The sequence below is a fragment of the Desulfobacterales bacterium genome, from assembly GCA_021647905.1.
GTDB lineage: Bacteria > Desulfobacterota > Desulfobulbia > Desulfobulbales > BM004 > JAKITW01.
Window position 1 is genome coordinate 18,770 of the sequence record JAKITW010000013.1, and the last position, 15,993, is coordinate 34,762.

The 15,993-nt window shown below is 61.1% G+C and carries 11 protein-coding genes and 1 tRNA gene; 2 read left to right on the plus strand and 10 right to left on the minus strand.

Annotation, left to right across the window (positions count from 1 at the left end):
• Positions 1-2: 2 nt before the first annotated feature.
• From L3J03_03760 to rnc, 3 genes are read right to left on the minus strand one after another with little or no spacing between them, the layout of a single operon-like run.
• The gene (locus tag L3J03_03760) at positions 3-2,003 is read right to left on the minus strand and encodes an ABC-F family ATP-binding cassette domain-containing protein (protein ID MCF6290094.1); all 2,001 of its coding nucleotides are present in this window, start codon (positions 2,001-2,003) and stop codon (positions 3-5) included.
• 34 nt (positions 2,004-2,037) lie between these two features.
• A complete protein-coding gene (locus L3J03_03765) occupies positions 2,038-3,102 on the minus strand; it encodes a radical SAM protein (protein MCF6290095.1) in 1,065 nt (354 codons plus the stop codon).
• Complete coding sequence (gene rnc, locus L3J03_03770; GenBank protein ID MCF6290096.1) at positions 3,102-3,851, minus strand: ribonuclease III; 750 nt, start codon at positions 3,849-3,851, stop codon at positions 3,102-3,104. The genes L3J03_03765 and rnc overlap by 1 nt, the downstream gene beginning before the upstream one ends.
• Positions 3,852-3,982: 131 nt before the next feature.
• Between rnc and L3J03_03775 the strand changes: the two genes are divergently transcribed.
• Positions 3,983-4,058: transfer RNA gene (locus L3J03_03775), tRNA-Cys, on the plus strand.
• A gap of 62 nt (positions 4,059-4,120) precedes the next feature.
• Here the strand turns inward: L3J03_03775 and nadC are convergent.
• The 7 genes from nadC to L3J03_03810 form a co-directional block, all read right to left on the minus strand.
• A complete protein-coding gene (gene nadC / locus L3J03_03780; GenBank protein MCF6290097.1) occupies positions 4,121-4,957 on the minus strand; it encodes a carboxylating nicotinate-nucleotide diphosphorylase in 837 nt (278 codons plus the stop codon).
• 51 nt (positions 4,958-5,008) lie between these two features.
• Positions 5,009-7,696: a valine--tRNA ligase gene (locus tag L3J03_03785; protein ID MCF6290098.1), complete on the minus strand. Its 2,688-nt coding sequence runs from the start codon at positions 7,694-7,696 to the stop codon at positions 5,009-5,011.
• A 166-nt stretch (positions 7,697-7,862) separates the two neighbouring features.
• Entirely contained in the window at positions 7,863-8,897 is a 1,035-nt protein-coding gene (locus L3J03_03790; GenBank protein MCF6290099.1) for a deoxyguanosinetriphosphate triphosphohydrolase, read from the minus strand.
• A 236-nt stretch (positions 8,898-9,133) separates the two neighbouring features.
• Positions 9,134-10,357 (minus strand): (Fe-S)-binding protein, encoded by a 1,224-nt coding sequence (locus L3J03_03795; protein MCF6290100.1) that lies wholly within the window; start codon positions 10,355-10,357, stop codon positions 9,134-9,136.
• 21 nt (positions 10,358-10,378) lie between these two features.
• Positions 10,379-11,492 (minus strand): peptide chain release factor 2 gene (gene prfB, locus L3J03_03800; protein MCF6290101.1). Its coding sequence is split into 2 segments (ribosomal slippage): positions 10,379-11,422 and positions 11,424-11,492, totalling 1,113 coding nucleotides; the frame shifts between segments, so codons are not numbered across the junction.
• A gap of 55 nt (positions 11,493-11,547) precedes the next feature.
• Entirely contained in the window at positions 11,548-13,158 is a 1,611-nt protein-coding gene (gene lnt, locus L3J03_03805; GenBank protein MCF6290102.1) for an apolipoprotein N-acyltransferase, read from the minus strand.
• 44 nt (positions 13,159-13,202) lie between these two features.
• Entirely contained in the window at positions 13,203-14,066 is an 864-nt protein-coding gene (locus L3J03_03810; GenBank protein MCF6290103.1) for a hemolysin family protein, read from the minus strand.
• A 501-nt stretch (positions 14,067-14,567) separates the two neighbouring features.
• Here L3J03_03810 and L3J03_03815 point away from each other — a divergent pair.
• Positions 14,568-15,974, plus strand: a complete 1,407-nt coding sequence (locus L3J03_03815; protein MCF6290104.1) for an acetyl-CoA carboxylase biotin carboxylase subunit — start codon at positions 14,568-14,570, stop codon at positions 15,972-15,974.
• The last annotated feature ends 19 nt before the right edge of the window (positions 15,975-15,993 follow it).

The window sequence follows — 15,993 nt, forward strand, 5'->3', positions numbered from 1 at the left end:
GTTCAGTTGCCCAACAGCTCGGCGTAGCAGCCCTCGATCCTCTCCACCTCGGCCTGGGCGGTCTCCCACTTGTAGTACTGCCGGTCGAGCCGCTCTTCGATTTTTTTATATTCACGGCTGTATCCGGAAAAGGCCTCCTGGTCCTGGTAGAGTTCCGGGTCGGCCAGTTGCCGCTCCAGTTCCTTTTTCCGGGCCTCCAGTTTTTCGATCTCTGTTTCAGCGGTCTGCGCCTGGTTCCGGAACGGGGCGATTTTTTTACTCTTCTCCTGGCGGAGCCGGGCCTGGGTCTGGCGGACGGCCCTGCCCCGGGTCCGATCCGGCCCGGATTCCCCGGCCGACACCCTAAGCGCGGTTACTGGACTCTTTGCCTGCGGCCCGGTCCCGGCCGACAGCCGCTCCTGCTCAAGCCTGGCCAGATAATCGTCGATATTGCCCTCGTACAGGGATGAGCGGCCATCCTTGATCTCCAGGACCTTGTTGACGAACGAGTTGACAAAATAGCGGTTATGGGAGACCACGATGATCGAGCCGTTGTACTGCCGCATCGCCTCCTGCAACACCTCCTGGGATTTCATGTCCAGGTGGTTGGTGGGCTCATCCAGGACCAGCAGATTGGCCGGGGTGACGATCATCCTGGCCAGGGCCAGCCTGCTCTTCTCGCCGCCGGACAGGACCCGGACCTTTTTGTCCACCTCGTCGCCCTGGAACAGAAAGGCGCCCAGCAGCGACCGGACCCGGGTCATCGGCATGGTCTCCGCCATCCCCCATACCGTCTCCAGGGCGGTGTAGTCATGGGGCAGTTCCTGGGCCTGGTGCTGGCCGAAATAGGAGAGGGTGACGTTATGGCCCAGCCGCACCGTGCCCTGGTCCGGCTCAAGCAGCCCGGCCAGGATCTTCATCAGGGTGGATTTGCCGGCGCCGTTCACCCCGACCACTGCCAGTTTATCGCCCCGCTGCATCTCAAAACCGAGATCAACAAACACCCGCTGGTCGGCAAAACTCTTGGCCAGCCCCTCCACGGTCAGCACCTGCCGGCCGCAGTCCGCGGCCAGCGGGAAACGGAAGGAGACCTCCTGTTCGCTTTCCGCCAGTTCGATCCGCTCCATTTTGGCCAGCTGTTTGACCCGGCTCTGGACCTGTCTGGCCTTGGTTGACTTGGCCCGGAACCGCTGGACAAAACGCATGGTCTGCTTGATCCGGGCCTGCTGGTTCTCATAGGCGGCCCGCTCCACCTGGAGCCGAACCTCCTTGTCAGCCACGTATTTGGAGTAATTTCCCTTGTATGCCGTCAACCGGCCCAGGCTCAACTCCCAGGTGATCTCGGTTGTCTTGTCCAGGAAAATGCGGTCATGGGAGATGATCACCAGGCCGCTGTCGCAGGTGACCAGAAAATTCTCGAGCCAGGTCAGGGAGTCGAGATCAAGATGGTTGGTGGGCTCGTCCAACAGCAGCAGATCGGGCCGGGCCAGGAGCAGCTTGGCCAGCATCAGCCGCATCAGCCAGCCGCCGCTCAAGGTACGGCTGGGCCGGTCGAAATCGCTCTCAGCGAAACCCAGCCCCTTCAACACCTTTTCGATCCGGGATTGCACCCGATAGATGTCAATGCCCTCCAGCCGGTGCTGGAGCTGCCCCTGGCGTTTCAACAGCTGAGAAAATTCCGGGCTCTCCGGGGGGATGGCGGCCAGTTCCCTGTTCACCAGCTCAAGATCCTGCTGCATAACCAGGGCCTCGGCAAAGGCGGTCTCAGCCTCCTGATAGATGGTGCGCTCCGAGGTCAGACCGCTGGCCTCCTGGGGCAGGTAGGCCACGGAAAAATTGCGCGGCCGGGTCACCACCCCACTGTCGGTTTCGATCTGGTTGGCAATGATCTTCAGCAGGGTCGACTTGCCGGCGCCGTTGACCCCGACCAGGCCGATCCGTTCATTGGGATTGATCCGGGCCGAGACCTCCTTGAACAGGTGCTTGTCGCCGTAGCTGATGTCCAGTTTATTGATGGTGAGCATTTTTTTAATTCAGCGGTTTGAACGTTCAAACGGTTCAAACGGTTCGCACGGTTTCAAAAATCGAACCGCTGGCAGGGGAGTTGCCGATAAGTTGCACCGTGTACCGGGCCTGATCCGGCACGATCTCGATTTTGGAATCGCTCAACAGCCCCAGGGCCTGGAGCCGCTTTATATTAGAGTTTTTCCAGCCGCGCAGGGCGGATTCGTCCTGCGCGGCCACCGCCAGCCGGGCCGGGCCGGACCCGGCGAGCAGGCGCCGGGCCGTCTTGAAAAAGAGCCGGGCAAGGACCAGTTCGCCAAAGGCCGGATGATAGGGCCCGGCCACAACCTTGGCGGCAAGCTCCGGCAACGGCTGCAAACCCATCCGCGCCACCGGGATATCATGTTGGGCAAAAAAAACCTTTGCCCGGGCCGCCAGGGCCACGGCCCGGTTCAGGCCCAAGGGCCGGTAGCGGCCAACAGCGGTCAAATCGGCCAGCCCGCTGCCCGCTATGACCACCGTTGGATAGAGCCGGACAAAATCAGGGGCCAGTTCAGCCACCCGCGCTATCGTGTCAAGGAAGCGCACCGTACTGTCGCCAGGCAGGCCGAGCATCAGCTGGAGCCCCACCCGGATCCCGGCCCGGCGGAGATGCGCCACCGCCTGGACCACCTGGGCGGCGCCATGGCCGCGCCGGCTGGCGGCAAGCACTTCATCCTGCATCGACTGCACCCCCAGTTCCACCACTTCCACCCCGTGTCGGCTTAGAAAAGCCGGGGTCTCTTCAACCACATAGTCCGGCCGGGTGGAGAGCCGGAGGGCATCCACCCGGCCGTCGGCCAGATAGGGGTTAACCGCGCGCAACAATTCTTTTTGCCGGGCCTGGTCCATGCCGGTAAAGCTGCCGCCGTAGAAGGCGACCTGGACCCGGGCCCCGGGAAAACGGCGGGGCCGGGCCAGCCAGGTATCAATGACCGCAATCACCCCTGCCGGAGTGAGAGTCACTGCCTGGCGGCCGTCATTGTTGCCGATGATCGCATGCTGGTCGCAGAAAATACAGCGATGGGGGCAGCCCTGGTGGGCAACAAAAACCGGGATTACCAACTGAGAAAAAGACACTATCCGGTCTTGGCCACGGCCGGCAACAGGCGGTCAAGGTCCTGGAGGGCCGCGGCCGCGGCCTGCTGCTCGGCCTCCTTCTTGCTCCCGGCCCGGCCGCTGGCCAGGACCTGTCCCTGGAAACGGACCGCCACGGTAAACTGCCGGTCATGGGCCGGGCCCTCCTCCTTTTCCACGCTGTAGGTCGGGGCCTCGTTGTATTGTTCCTGGATCTTCTCCTGCAGCCGGCTCTTTGCGTCCGCCACCAGCAGGTCCTCCTTGCGGCCCTTGATCAGGGGGGCAAAAAACCGCTCCACCAGGGCCGCGGTGGTATCATAGCCGCTGTCCAGGAAGATGGCCCCGATCAGGGCCTCGTAGGAGCCGGAAAGAATCGATGGTTTTTGCCGGCCGCTGGTGGCGTCCTCGCCCTTACCGAGAAAGATGGTCTCGCCCAGGCCGATGCCCCGGGCCATCCCGGCCAGGCCGGCCTCGTTGACCAGGGCCGCCCGGAGCCGGGTAAGCTCGCCCTCCTTCAACTTCGGATATTTTTGAAAAAGCAACAACCCCACCGCCAGATCCAGCACCGCGTCACCGAGAAACTCCAGGGTCTCGTTGTCCTGGCCGGCCATGCCCTGTTCAAAGGCAAAGGAACTGTGGATCAGGGCCCGCTGCAACAGGATCGGCTCCTTGAACCGATAATCCAGACGCGCCTCCAGGGCCGCCAGTCTTTGCCGGTTTTTCCGGGCCATGGTTTGGATCGTCGCTGCCATGTTTTTCCCCCCGCTTTCCCCTGCCGCGCCGGGACCAGCGCCATTTACCGGAGAAAACACTTTCTGCTTGTCAAAAAAAATTATCTATGTTTAAGATGTCGCCACGAGAAAGCCGATGGTTTCTCAAGAGGGGCGGCGTAGCCAAGCGGCTAAGGCAGCGGTCTGCAAAACCGTTATTCACCGGTTCAAATCCGGTCGCCGCCTCCATGGTGCATCAACAAAGGGTCAGCCCTGGCAACGGGCTGACCCTTTTTTAATCAGGCCGGTTATCACTGCTTGAACTGCATGCTGATATCAACGGCCGGCGCGGAATGGGTCAAGCTGCCCACTGAGATCAGGTCCACTCCGGTTTCAGCGATCTGCCGGACCGTGTCCAGGGTGACCCCGCCCGATGCCTCGAGCAGGGCCCGGCCGCGGACCAGGATTACCGCCTCGCGCATGGTCGGAATCCCCATGTTGTCGAGCATGATGATATCCACCCCGCAGGAGAGACAGTCCCGCACCTGCTGGATCGTTGCCGCCTCCACCTCAATCTTCAGGGTATGGGGGATCAGGGGCCGCAGCCGCTGCACCGCCTCCTGGATCGAGCCGCAGGCCGCGATATGGTTGTCCTTGACCAGGACGCCGTCGGCCAGGTTGTAGCGATGGTTGAAGCCGCCGCCGACCCGCACCGCGTATTTCTCCAGGGTTCGCAGGCCCGGGGTGGTCTTGCGGGTATCGATGATCCGCACCGGCAGGGGCTTGACCTTGTCCACGAACCGGGAGGTGAGGGTGGCGATCCCTGAGAGATGCCGGGCCAGGTTCAACGCCACCCGCTCGGCCTTGAACAGGTCGACCACCGGACCCCGTATCGTGAGCAGGACGTCGCCGGCCGCGGCCCGGGTTCCTTCTTCCTTTACAGAGACAATCTTGATCCCCGGATTCTGAACCAGGAAGACCTCGGTTGCCACCGGCCGGATCCCGGCGCAGACCAGGGACTCCTTGGCCACCAGCACCGCCTCCCCGGTCTGGTCCGGTTGGAAGATCGCCTCGGTGGTCAGGTCGCCGCCGCCGATATCCTCGGCCAGATAGGCGGCAATCGCCTGGCGAAGTGGTGTCCGTTCCATCATATCTATTATTACAGGGAAGGGGTCCAGCCCTCTCCCCTTTCTCCTTGGTTAACGGCTTATCTCGCCAAGCCGGGCCAGACTCTCTTTGATCTTGGCCAGTTTGGCTTGAAACTGTTCCTGTTTTTCCTTTTCCTTGGCCACGATATCCGCCGGGGCATTGGCCAGGAATTTTTCATTATTGAGTTTAGCGGTCACCTTTTTGGCCAGGGTCTCGACCTTGCCCTTTTCCCTGGCCAGCTTGGCCAGTTCCTGCTCGATATCCACCAGCCCTTCCAGGGCCACGAATATCTCGATATCGTTATAGATATAGGAGGCGGCCCCCCTGGGACGGCTCCCTTGGCTTAACAGATCGAGATGTTCGGTCCTGGTCATCTCCAGGATGGCGGAGAGGTTGGCCCTGATTACCGCCCCCTGGTCCGGGTCCGGGCAGATCACCCCGGCCCTGATCCGGGCCGAGGGATGGATCCCGGACTCGCTCCGGATATTGCGCAAGCCGGTGATCACCCCCATCAGCAGTTCCATGGCCTCTTCAGCGGCCGGCGCCTCCCGTTCCGGCCGCACCACCGGAAAGGGCGCCACCATGATGCTCGTGCGCTCCCCGGGCAGGGCATGCCAGATCTCCTCGGTGACAAAGGGGGTCATCGGGTGCATGATGGTGAGAATTTCCTCCAGCACGGTCAACAGGACTGCCCGGCCGACGGCCCTGGCCCCGGGATCATCGCCATAGAGATCGGGCTTGATCCATTCCAGGTACCAGTCGCAGAACTCATGCCAGACAAACTGGTAGGCGCTGTGGGCCGCGTCGTTGAACCGGAAGTCGTCCAGCCCCTTGCGCACCTCGGCCACGGTCCGGTTCAACCGGCTCAGGATCCACTGATGGGGCAGGGACAGTTCTCCCGGCTTTGCGGCTGCCGAGGTATCGTTGTCCTCCAGGTGCAACAAGGCAAAACGGGCCGCGTTCCAGATCTTGTTGATAAAGTGACGGTAGCCCTTGATCCGGGCCTCGGACAGCCGCACGTCGCGGCCCTGGGCGGCAAAGGCCGCCATGGTGAAACGCAGCGCATCGGTGCCGTACCGGTCCATCAGCAGGAGCGGGTCCATCACATTGCCCTTGGACTTGCTCATCTTCCGGCCCTGGGCGTCCCGGACCAGGGCATGGAGGTAGACGTCCTTGAAAGGGGCCTGGCCCATGAAATGGATACCCATCATCATCATCCGCGCCACCCAGAAGAAGAGGATATCAAAGCTGGTGATCAACACCGAGGTGGGATAGAAGATGTCCAGTTCCCGGGTCGAGTCGGGCCAGCCCAGGGTGGAGAAGGGCCACAGGGCCGAGCTGAACCAGGTGTCGAGCACGTCGGTCTCCTGGACCAGTTGGGTTGAGCCGCATTGGGGACAGGTATCCGGATCAACGCTGCTGACGATCAACTCACCGCAGTCGCCGCAGGTCCAGGCCGGGATCTGGTGGCCCCACCAGATCTGGCGGGAGATGCACCAGTCGCGGATATTGTACATCCAGTCATAGTAGGTGTTTTCCCAGGTCCTGGGATGAATCCGGGTATGCCCCTCCTTGACCGCGGCGATCGCCTTTTCAGCCAGGGGCTTGACCGACACGAACCACTGCTTGGACAGGGTCGGCTCGACCACGGTCTGGCACCGGTAGCAGTGCCCCACCCCGTGCTGGTACTCTTCCACCTTTTCCAGCAACCCCTGCTCCTCAAGGGCCGCTACCACCTCTTTCCGGCAGGCGAACCGTTCCAGGCCGGCATAGGCCCCGGCCGCCTCGTTCATCACCCCGTTATCATCCATCACCCTGAGGGCGGGCAGGTCATGGCGGCGGGCTATCTCGAAATCGTTGAGATCATGGGCCGGGGTCACCTTGAGGGCCCCGGTACCGAACTCCCGCTCCACATGGGTATCAAAGACAATGGGGATCTGCCGGCCGGTCAGGGGCAGGCGCACCGCCTTTTCCGGCAGTGAGTTATAACGTTCGTCCGAGGGATGCACCGCCACCGCGGTATCGCCGAGCATGGTCTCGGGCCTGGTGGTGGCCACCACCAGATAACCGTTGCCAATGGTATAGGGATAGCGGATATGGTAGAGCTTGCCCTCGGTGGGCTCGTGCTCCACCTCCAGATCGGCCAGGGCGGTGCGGCAGCGGGGGCACCAGTTGATGATGTAGTCGCCCCGGTAGATGAGCCCCTGGTCATAGAGCCGGGTAAAGACCTCGCGCACCGCCCGGGAGAGCCCCTCGTCCATGGTGAACCGTTCCCGCTCCCAGTCGCAGGAGCAGCCCAGCCGCTTGAGCTGGTTGATGATCCGGCCGCCGGACTCCTCCTTCCATTGCCAGACCCGCTCGATGAATTTACGCCGGCCGAGGTCCTGGCGGCTGGTCTTTTCCAGGGCCAGCTGCCGCTCGACCACGTTCTGGGTGGCAATGCCGGCATGGTCGGTGCCCGGCAGCCAGAGGGTATTGAACCCATCCATCCGTTTATAGCGGACCAGGATGTCCTGCAGGGTATTGTTCAGGGCATGGCCGACATGAAGGACCCCGGTGACATTGGGCGGCGGGATGACGATGGAAAAGGCCTGCTTGCCTTGATCCATGGTGCCGCGGAAATGTTTCTCCCGGTTCCAGTACTCGTACCACTTCTTTTCCACGGCCTGAAACTCATAGGCCTTGGCAAGCTTGGCCTCTGGTTGCGAGGCCGGTCGGCTATCGGTTGAGGATTTCATTATTTTGTTTTGTACTCTTTTTGTCGGTCTCGCAACAACCCGCGAGACGGACGTGTGTCATGTTATAGCTTGTTGATTTTATTAGGTGGCATTTGAAACATTTTTGATTGTTACGAGTCCATCCTTTTTCATTAAATGGAAGTTGCTGTCGCTGCCCGGCGGGATCTCACAATACACTCCACGGCTTGGGCAGAAATATGTTGGCATAAAGATCCAGGGCATAGCGGTCGGTCATCCCGGCAATGAAATCACAGACCCGGCGGTGATCAGCCCCGGTGCCCGCAGCTTCCTCCCCGGGCACCCCGTTTTCAAGAAAATAGGCATAGAGTTCCCGGATCACCTTCTCGGCCTTGATAAAATCGTCATGTACTTTGTTGGTATCATAGACGTTATCATACAAGAAACTGCGCAGATCAGTGATTGCGGCGAGCACCGCCGGGGTCATTGTCAACCGTTTCCCGTTGTTCTCCAGGGTCCTGGAGATAATATCCTTGACCATGGTGCCGATCCGCTGGGAGTTGGTCTGTCCCAACCTGGAGACAATGTCCCTGGGCAGTTGTTCCTTGCGGATCACCCCGGCCCGGAGGGCATCGTCAAGATCATGATTCACATAGGCGATGATATCCGCCACCCGGACCACCCGGCCTTCCATGGTCCCGGGCAGTTCGGATATGTCCGAAGGCAGGATATCTTTTCTGCCCTTGGAATGCTTGAGGATCCCGTCCCGGACCTCGTGGGTGAGATTGAGCCCTTGCCCCTTTTTTTCCAGGATATCCACCACCCGGAGACTCTGCTCGTAATGGCGGAAACCGCCGGGGAAGAGTTCGTTGAGCACTGATTCGCCGGCATGGCCGAAGGGGGTATGACCCAGGTCGTGCCCCAGGGCGATGGCCTCGGTCAGATGGCCGTTCAGGCGCAGGGCCCCGGCCACGGTCCGGGCGATCTGGGAGACCTCGAGTACATGGGTGAGCCGGGTGCGGTAATGGTCCCCGGTGGGAGCGAGAAAGACCTGGGTCTTGTGCTTCAGCCGGCGAAAGGTCTTGGAATGGATGATCCGGTCCCGGTCCCGCTGAAAGGCCACCCGGATATCGCATTCCCTCTCCGGCCGCTGCCGGCCCCGGGATCTGCTGCTCAAGCAGGCGTAGGGGGAAAGGATCTCCGCCTCGCGCTGCTCCATTTTTTCACGTAATGTTCCGGACATTTTTTTTCATTCGACAAGGCGAGCTATCCCACCAGACAGATCTTAACGTAAACATTCAGTAAACCCCCTCCTGTCGGGAAAGGGGTCTTCTTCTACCAACGGCCGCTCCATTAAAAAGGGCCGGCTGTTCATAAACAGGCTATCAAACCGGTAAACGCTATCTTTTATCACCGGCGGGCGGTAAGAACAAGAGTTTTTCCTGTTGCGCGACCATCATGCCCGTTTGCCGAAGGGCATCAAACCGTTGCCAGCAGCCGGTCAAGGAACAGGGCAAGATGCTCGGCCCGGGCCGGGTTTCCCCGGGCGGCAAGCCCCTGTCGCCACTGGAGCAGGCAGCCGGAACAGGTGGTGACCACGGTCTCGACGGCAAGGGAAGAAAATTCCGCCAGCAGCTGCTCCCGGATCGCCAGCGACATGCCCGGATGGGCCAGCTGAAAAAGCCCGCCCTGACCGCAGCATCGGGGGCCGTCCGGCAACTCGACCAGCTTGACTTCCGGCAACCGGGCCAGGAGCTGCCGGGGCGGGTCAATGATCCGGTGGTGAAAACGGAGATGACAGGGATCGTGGTACAGGACCTGGCAACGGGTCCCTGGCATTGCGGCCCGCTTGTCCGGCCCCGGGTTGAGATTATCGAGAAAATAGGTGGAAAACTCCCGCAGCCGGACCGCAAAGGCCGCGGCCCGGCCGCGCCACTGGTCATCGTCGGCAAGCAGTTCCGGGTAAAAGGCCAGGTGACTGTAACAGGAACCGCAGGAGGTGAGAATCAGCTGGTCGTTATCCGCAAAGGCGGCGATATTCTTCCGGGCCAATTGCCGGGCCTCTTCCAGATTGCCGCCGGCCATGGCGGCCAGGCCGCAGCAGGTCTGGGCCGCGGGCGCTGATGGGGCAGCCCGGCCGCACCGGCTGAGCAGGCGGTCAACGGCCCGGCCGATCTCCGGCTGGAGATAATTGGCATGGCAGCCGACGAAATAGCCGACCCCGGCATCGGCAGGCCTGTCCCCGCTGGTGCGGGCCCGGTCCGGATCATCGATATAGCTGACATCGGCCGGGTGCGGCAGCCCGGCCGGATCCAGCGCGGCCAGCCGGAGCCGCAACCCGCTCTCAACGGGCAGAATCCGGGCCAATATCGTCTTGGCCACGGTTATTCCGCCGAGTAATCCGGGCGATACCATGGCCCGGCGGGCAATGAAGTTAACAAAAGAGCGACCGGAGATGGCGGCGAACCCGGCCCGGGCAGCGATAATCCGGCCCGGGGTATCCACCTCCCGGGGACAGACGTCGCGACAGGCGCCGCAGAGAAGGCACTTGGAAAATATCTCGGTAAAGAGCCGGGTCCGCCGCTCCGGCGGCAGGACGTCAAGGAGCTGGTTCCGGCCCCGGGCGCTGAAGGTCTCCCGGCCGGTGACCCGGTACACCGGACAGACCGGCACACAGGCCCCGCATTTGACACAGTCGTTCACGCAGTTACCTTGCCGCTGGTGCTAGGTCGAGGAGCCGGGTGCGCCGTTCCGGAGGAGATAGGCCTTGATAAACGGATCAAGGGCCCCGTCGAGCACCGCATCCACATTGCCCACCTCATGGCCGGTCCGGTGGTCCTTGATCATCCGGTAGGGCTGAAGCACATAGGAACGGATCTGGCTGCCCCAGCCGATCTCCTTCTTGTCGCCGTGCAGTTCCTGCCGCTGCTCGGTCTGCAGGTCCCGCTCCCGTTCATAGAGCCGGGCCCGGAGCATCTTCATCGCCATGTCCTTATTGCGATGCTGGGACCGCTCGTTCTGGCACTGGACCACGATATTGGTGGGCAGGTGGGTGATCCGCACCGCGGAGCTTGTCTTATTGACGTGCTGGCCGCCGGCGCCGCTGGCCCGGTAGGTGTCGATCCGCAGGTCCTTGTCGTTTATCTCCACCTCAATGGCATCATCCAGTTCCGGGAAGATAAATACCGAGGCAAAGGAGGTGTGGCGGCGGCCCCCGGTATCAAAGGGCGAGATCCGGACCAACCGGTGGATTCCCATCTCGGAACGGAGATAGCCATAGGCGTAATGGCCCTTGACCAGGACGGTGACGCTCTTGATCCCGGCCTCGTCTCCGGCCAGATAATCGAGAATATCAGTGCTAAACCCCTTTTCCTCGGCCCAGCGGAGATACATCCTGAGCAACATCTCCACCCAGTCCTGGGCCTCGGTGCCGCCGGCCCCGGCATGGATGGTCAGAATGGCGTTGCCAGCGTCATGCTCGCCCTGGAACATGCACTCAAGCTCCATCACCGCCATCTTGTCCGCCAGCCGGTTCAGGGCCTGCTCAGCCTCCTGTTCAGCCTCCGGGTCCGCCTCCTCCTCGGCCAGGTCAAGCATCACCCCGGTCTCCTCCCAGGTGGCGGCGAGGTCCTTCCAGACATTGACATTTTCCAGGATGCGGCCATGCTCCATCTGCACCTTGCGGGCTGCCGCGCCATTGTTCCAGAAATTCGGGGCCGCCAGCATGTGTTCCAGTTGGGCCAGCCGCTCCTGCTTTTTTTCTACATCAAAGATACACCTGTAAGGCAAGGAGCCGGTCTTTCAAATCCTGTAGTTTCTGTCTCAGTTCCGCTGACATGATCGTTCCACTCCCTGAAGATAAGCTGTAAAAACAACGTTTTTTAGATAGTTAATCAACACCCGTTTGAGCCGTCCCGGCGGTGCCGGGCAAATCCCGTGCCCGCACCCAGCAGCACCACGCCCGCACAGAGCCAGACGAACCAGGGTCCATGTCTTACGTAGAAGGTCTTTTCATCCAGCAAGGGGAGCGCGGCCGTGAGATAACAGGGTTCGAACAACGGCGAGGTGGCGGTCAACCGGCCCAGCGGGTCCACGAAGCCGCTCACGCCCGTATTGGCCGCCCGGGCCAGGCTCCGTCTGGTCTCTATCGCCCGGAACACCGCATTGGAAAGGTGCTGCCACGGTGCGCCGGACCGGCCGTACCAGGCATCGTTGGTCTGGTTGACCAGCAGGGTGGCCCCTTGCCGGGCCCAGGCCCGGGCAAGCTCCGGGAAAATACTTTCAAAACAGATTAATACCCCAATCCGGGCCTTCTGACAAGAGAGAGGTGGCCTGGCCGCGCCCGGAGTAAAGTCGCCCACCGACTCCACCAGGGCCCTGGGCAGGGGGAGATAACGGCGCAAGGGCATGTACTCGCCAAAGGGCACCAGGTGCTGCTTGTCGTAGCGGCCGCTGCTCTTGCCTTGCGGGTCAAGGAGCAGTGAACTGTTGAAATAGTGGACCTCGCCGGTTGCGGAGGTCTGAAAATAGGGGGTCCCGGTGAGCAGCCAGAGCTGATTGCGTTTAACGAAATCCCGGCACAGTTCGCCAAAGAGCGGGCTGGTCCGGGGATAAAAGGGCAGCGCGGTCTCCGGCCAGATAAGCAGGGTGTCCGGGTTACCCGTTTCCGCCAGGGCCTGTTGGGACAGATCCGTATAAATCTCCAGGGTCCGGCGCTGCATCAACGGGTTCCATTTCCGCTCCTGGGGGATATTGCCCTGGACCACGGCCACCTCCAGGGTCGGGGCCGTGGCAACCACCGCAGCCACCTGGGCACTGCGTAGCCCGTTGTAGAACAGGGCTCCGGCCAGCAGGGCCACGGCCGCGACCAGGGTAGCCTGGTTCCGCATGGACCGGCACGCCGCGGATTCCGCGCCGGCCGACCGGGGCAGAAAAACCAGAAAAAGCTGAAAAATAAGGCAATTGACCAGGACAATGAGAAAGGTGACCCCGTAATGACCGGTGAGATCGGCAACCTGGATCAATCCCGGCACCCGGTACTGGGTATAGGCCAGGTCCTGCCAGGGGAACCCGGAAAAGAGACGGCCGCGGAGAAAATCAAGGACCACCCACAACCATGGCCCTATCCAGAGAAGGGGCAGGTTCCGGCGTTGCCCCCAGGCAACGATTGCGGCAAAGACGGCAAAATAACCGGCCATGTAGGCGGCGAGCAGAAAAAGGGCGGCCAGGGAAAGCCACCAGGGCAGGTTGCCGTACCGGCCCAGGGCGATGACTACCCAGGAGAGCAGTACAATGTAGTAGAGTAAGCCGGCAACAAAGCCCAGGCCGGCGGCCCGGACGGGCGACCGGGAACGGATCGCCAGCAGGAGGGGCACCAGACCGATCCAGGCCAGGGGCCAGAGATCCCCCAGCCCGGGCGCGGCCAGGACAAGGAGCAGACTGCTCACCAGGGCCAGGGCCACCCTGCTGCGATTATGGCGGAATAAAGGGGCCGGGGTTGTCATGGGGGACTGGGGGGCAAAGAGGTCAGGGGCAAGAAAAAAAGCAGCTATGGTTTCCTGCTTATTTTCACGGTCCTGATATGCCGTTTGGTGGCCGAGGTCACCTTGAAAACCAGGGGGCCGATCTCCACCACCTCGCCCTTGACCGGCACCCGGCCCAGCTGGTGGGTGATCAGGCCGCCCACTGATTCGTAGGGCCCTTGCGGGAGGCTGACCTTGAAGAACTCTTCCACCTCCTCGATATCCACCTTGGCGTAGAGCAGGAGAGAACCATCGGCAAGCTCCTGGCCGGTCCTTTGGTCCTTGTCATACTCGTCGTCGATCTCGCCCACCAGTTCCTCAAGCACGTCCTCCAGGGTGATCAATCCACGGACAGCGCCGAACTCATCGACCACTATGGCCATGTGGATCTTCCGGGTCTGAAAATCCTTGAGCAGATCAACGATCCGGGCGGTCTCGGACACAAAATAGGCCGGCTTCACCAGGTCGCGCAGATCCGGGCGGTTCTCGCCCGGGCACATGCAGGCCAGCAGATCCTTGGCATGGAGTATCCCGATGATCTCATCGAGTTCCCCGCCATATACCGGGATCCGGGTGAACCCCTGGTCCGTGATCAACTGGATCACCTCGGGGATCGATTTCGACACATCCACGCTGGCGATCTCGGAGCGGGGAGTCATGATCTCGTGGACCAGGGTGTCCCTGAACTCAAAGATACTGTTGATCATCCGGCCTTCCCGGCTGGTGATCAACCCCTGTTCCTCACCCTCTTCCAGGAGTTCCTGGATCTCCTGTTCCAGGTCTTCGGTGGTGTCCGGGGCGCGGCTTAAACCGATAAAATCCAGAAATTGGTTAAAGAGATGTTTTCTTTCCGAGGGGCGGGACGGGTCGGGGGGAGGGTCTTTATCCATAAGATGTTGATGCCGCGATGTTGTACTCAAATCCACCAGGCGCAACAGCATGGAGGAATCCGATTTTTTCGTTACTGCGGGTAGAGTTACAAAATTCATGGGTAGGGGAAAACAGGGCCGATGTCAAGAAAAAAATTGACGGCCGGCCGGGAAACAGGTATAGAAACGCCTCAACCTAAGGGGGTATCATAAACCACCGGCCGGGCCGTCCCCTTGGCAAAGAAGGGACGGAAAGCACAACAACACACCGTACCCCACACAATTTTTCACACACCGAACAAGGGGATGAACGGTTGTCAACCCACTGATATTCATCCCCTTTCGTTGTCTCCGGGACTGGAGACAAGAGACAATTCCCTTTTCTAATTGCGCCGGGCTGATTATAATCCCGGAGTTCAAGTAAAGAAGACGGCAGGCATGCCCACCCGCATCCGTGCGGCAGGGCCCTGGCGAAACAGTCTCCCCTGGCGGGCGACTTTATTGGCACGAGGACTACGCCCCTTGAAAGGAAAGGTACTGATAGCCAACCGCGGCGAGATCGCCCTGCGCATCATGCGGGCCTGCCAGGAACTGGATCTCGATTATGCGGTGGTTTATACGGCAGCGGACGAGGACTCCCAGCACGTTCGCCTGAATCGTGACGGCAACAGCGATAAAAACAAGGCCTGGCGGGTTCACAGCTACACCGATCCCAACGATATCCTCGCGGTGGCCGACCATACCAACTGTACGGCCATCCATCCTGGCTACGGGTTCTTTTCCGAGGATTACCGCTTTGCCCGCCGGGTGACCACCCGCAACCGGCCGCTGACCTTTATCGGACCGACCTGGCAGGTGATCAAGGACCTGGGCGACAAGATCAATACCAAGCGGATCGCCAAGCAACTGGATATTCCGATCATCCCGGGGACCGACAGCCCGATCTACAACGAGATGGAGGCTGAGGAGATTGCCGAGCAACTCCTGGCCGAGCAGAAACATCAGGGTATCCGCAACCCCTCCATCCTGGTAAAAGCGGCGGCCGGCGGCGGCGGAATGGGCATTGAGGAGGTTTCCCAGATCGAGACCTTTCGCCGGGTCTACCGCCTGGTACAGAACTATGCCAAGCGGCAGTTCGGCGACGGCGGGGTCCTGATCGAGCAATGTCTGCGGGACTACAACCACCTGGAAGTACAACTGCTCTGCAGCAAGCATGGCGAACGGCTCCATTTCGGCACCCGGAACTGCACCATCCAGTCCACTGGCCGGCAGAAACGGATCGAGGCGGCGCCCGGCCTTGACAACGACTGTTTTGCCTACAATTTCGATGCCGCCGCCGTGCTGGATCAGATCGTCCACAATTCGCTGAAACTGGCCTCCCACGTGCGTTATGACAATGTCGGCACCTGGGAATGGATCGTCACCCGGGAGGGCAGGCCCTACCTGCTGGAGGTCAATACCCGGATCCAGGTGGAAAACGATGTCTCGGCCCGGATCAGTTATGTGAACGACAAACACCCCAACCTGATCAAGGAACAGATCCGGACCGCCCTGGGCGAACGGGTCGGCTACAGCCAGGAGGACGTCAAGTTCAGGGGCGCCAGCGTTGAACTGAGAATCGTGGCCGAGGACCCCCAGCGCGGCTTTGCCCCCTGGATCGGCACCATCACCAAATTCGACCTGCCCGGCTACGACTGGTCAGCGGTCTATACCCATGTTCCCAACGACCGGGCCTACCCGATCCCCAGCGATTTCGACCCCAACCTGGCCCTGGCCATCGTCTGGGGCGATTCCATCCGCGAAGCCAAGGAACGGGCCAGACGATTCCTCAAGGAGACGACCATTGAAGGCCGTAATGCCGGCGGCGCCCCCATTATGACCAATATCTCCTATCTGGACAATAATCTGGACCGTCTGTTGACCTTCTGACGAGAACGGGAATAAGCAT